The sequence below is a fragment of the Gordonia desulfuricans NBRC 100010 genome (assembly GCF_001485495.1).
Taxonomy (GTDB): domain Bacteria; phylum Actinomycetota; class Actinomycetes; order Mycobacteriales; family Mycobacteriaceae; genus Gordonia; species Gordonia desulfuricans.
In genome coordinates this window covers 1-2,768 of sequence record NZ_BCNF01000203.1, presented here as the reverse complement: position 1 = coordinate 2,768, position 2,768 = coordinate 1, and the positions used below count along the sequence as shown (strand labels likewise).

3 protein-coding genes are annotated in these 2,768 nt (G+C 70.9%); all 3 read right to left on the bottom strand.

What is annotated here, in order from left to right; all coding sequences use genetic code 11:
- Positions 1 to 419: 419 nt before the first annotated feature.
- Positions 420 to 1,640 carry an NAD(P)/FAD-dependent oxidoreductase gene (locus GD1_RS23805; RefSeq protein ID WP_059040002.1) on the bottom strand — a complete coding sequence of 407 codons (1,221 nt, stop codon included), beginning with the start codon at positions 1,638 to 1,640 and terminating at the stop codon, positions 420 to 422.
- A 55-nt stretch (positions 1,641 to 1,695) separates the two neighbouring features.
- Positions 1,696 to 2,229: a hypothetical protein gene (locus tag GD1_RS23800; protein WP_059040000.1), complete on the bottom strand. Its 534-nt coding sequence runs from the start codon at positions 2,227 to 2,229 to the stop codon at positions 1,696 to 1,698.
- Between the two features lie 8 nt (positions 2,230 to 2,237).
- Positions 2,238 to 2,768 (bottom strand): hypothetical protein (locus GD1_RS25140; RefSeq protein ID WP_059039997.1); only part of this gene is annotated, 531 nt, incomplete at its 5' end.

The following is a 2,768-nucleotide window of genomic DNA, read 5'->3' as shown; positions in this document are numbered from 1 at the left end:
TCCCCGGACTCATCGGCCTCGCCGACAAACCACCCGACCACCCCGCCCGCCGCAAGACCGACAGCATCCACCGGCAACGCCGCCGCCGAGCCGACCGCGCCCAACAACGTTGGGACGACGAGAACCCGCCACCTTTCTGAGGGCGATAGGTCGTGCACGAAACCACCCGAAACAGATGGCACACCAACAATGTTGATCGATCCGGAAGCCCCGCCGGGCCCGACTCGGTGCGGGCCCACCTTCGAGGTGTCCACCCACCCGACGCCACCCACAGAGATTTCGACACGGGTCCTCGCCCTTCGGGCTCGGTCCCGGCTCAATCATCAACCAGCACAAGATGGTTGAGCCGCCGAGGAGCTCAGCGACAAGTCGAGTCGCCCCCACCGGGCGGACTCGGTGCGTGACCACCTCCGAGGCGATTACCCGGCCGGGACGACGTCGGTGATGGGCGTCGGGTTCTGCAGCTTGGGGCGGGTCTTCATCACCGCACCGACCTTGCCGGCGCCGACGACGCCGGTCAGCAGTCCGTCGCGGCTGTAGTAGGCGAGGAACTTGGTACCGTCGTCGTCGACGACGTGCACGGTGTCGTCGGCGGTCGGGCTGCCGAGAACCTGGATCTTGAGGCCGAACTGGTCGCTCCAGAAGTACGGGACGGAGGCAGTGATGGCGGTGGCCTCGGGGTCGCCGACGATCTCGCGGGCGACGATCGCCGCCTGGTCGACGGTGTGGTTCCAGTGCTCGGCGCGGTGTGGAACACCCTCGGCGTCACGCCAATTCGCCACATCTCCGACGGCGTAGACGTCGGCGGCACCGGTGAGCCCGACGCTGTCGCAGGCCACACCGCCCCCGGCCTCGCGCGGTGCGAGGTCGATTCCCGAGCCGTCCAGGTAGCCGACGACCGGAATCGATCCGATGCCCACGACGACGATGTCGGCCGACAACTCGCTGCCGTCGGTCAGCCGCACCGCACGCACCGCACCCTCGTCGCCGACGACGATCTCGGCGACGCCGACACCGGTGCGCACGTCCACCCCGCGGGCGATGTGCATCCGGGTGACCAGTGCGCCGATCTGCTCACCGAGTGCGGCGGCCAGCGGCGTGGGGGCGGGTTCGACGAGGGCGACGGTCAGGCCGCGTTCGGTCAGACTCGAGGCCACCTCGCAGCCGATGAAGCCGGCCCCGATGACCACTGCGGTCCGCGCGCCGTCGATCTCCTCGCGCAGGGTCACCGCGTCGTCGAAGGTGCGCAGCACGTGCACGCCATCGACGTTCTCGGCGCCCGGGAAGGGTCGCGGGGTGAGTCCGGTGGCCAGGACGAGTGCGTCGTAGCCGAGGGTCGCGGTCTCGGAGCCGTCGTCGACGGTGACCGTCTTGGCGGCCGGATCGACCGCGGTGACCCGGGTGCCCAGGCGCAGGGTGATCTGCGAGTCGGCGTAGAACTCGTCGGCCTTGAGGTCGGGCCGGTCGTCCTTGCCGAGCAGCACCGACTTCGACAGCGGCGGACGGTCGTACGGGGCGTACGGTTCGTCGCCGACCAGGGTGATCGGCGCGGTGTATCCGCCGGTTCGCAGGTTCTCGGCGACGCGGATGGCCCCGAGCCCCGCCCCCACCACGACCACACCGGCTCCGGAATCGCTCATCGTCGTCGAGATCCTCTCGTCGTGTGCCGGCGCATCGACGCGGCATTCCCCCAGGTCAACGGGTGATGTCGCCGACCGGAAGCAGGTCGGACATCAGCCAGGTTCCGTTCACCTTAGCCATGACCACCCACTTTGCGGAAGGTGTATGCCCAGTGAGCGGTACACCACCCTCCGCCTTTCCGGTGACATCGATCACCTGATCGACGAAGACTAGCAGCCGTGCCCGCTCGGGCCCGTACTCGTGCACCCCGACGCCCACCACCTGCGCCGAGGCCGTGGCGCCCGCGGCGACCGCACCGGGTGCCACCAGGTCGGCGCCCTGACTCTCGTACCGGGTGAGCAACGGTTCGGTGAGGTGGGCGCGAACCGCCGCCGCGTCCTGGGCCCGTCCGCCGGTCACGGTGAGCAGCGCCGACACCGCCTCCGATGCCGCCGCCGACACCGCGGCACGCTCGGCGTCGTCGGGTTGCGGCGCCGACCGGACCGCCATCACCCAGCCCAGTGCCGCGATGATCAGCGCGACCACGACGACCAGCACGGCCACGCGAAGCCGGCGACGCTCGCCCCGCCGCAATCGGGTGGACCACATCCGAGGACTCATCCCGGCACCACCGATCCGACCAGCCAGTTCCCGTCGACGCAGGTCATGGTGAACGTCAACGTGATCCGTTCGGCGCCGGGGTCGCCGCCGACGAGTTCGGGATTGGACGCCTCGGCCACCAGCAGCACATCCGCGGCGGCACCCGGATCGTCCGACGGCGGGTCGGTCGCCAGCCCCGCGGCGATCACCCGGCCGGTGCTCGCTCCGGGCTGGGCGGCGACGGCCGCGGTGAGTGCGGCCTGTGCACGCTCGAGCCGGTCGTGCTGGGCACCGGTACTCAGCGCGAGGACGTCGCGGACGTATCGGTCGGCATGTGCCGGGTCGGCGGCGAGCATGGTGGTGGCCGCCGACCGTGCCGCGTCGAGGACGTCGTCGCGGGTCTCGGCCCGACCGTCGGCGCGGGCATCGGAGATCGCATAGCCGATGGCGGTGGCGGCCAGAGCGATCGCGACGACCACGGCGGCGACGAGGATCCACCACACCGCGCGGGATCGGCGCACCGCGCGCGCACGCAGGTCGTCGGCCGC

Excerpts from the sequence above, each read along its gene's own strand:
- GD1_RS23805 (WP_059040002.1), bottom strand. The coding sequence starts at position 1,640 with ATGAGCGATTCCGGAGCCGGTGTGGTCGTGGTGGGGGCGGGGCTCGGG.
- GD1_RS23800 (WP_059040000.1), bottom strand. The coding sequence starts at position 2,229 with ATGTGGTCCACCCGATTGCGGCGGGGCGAGCGTCGCCGGCTTCGCGTG.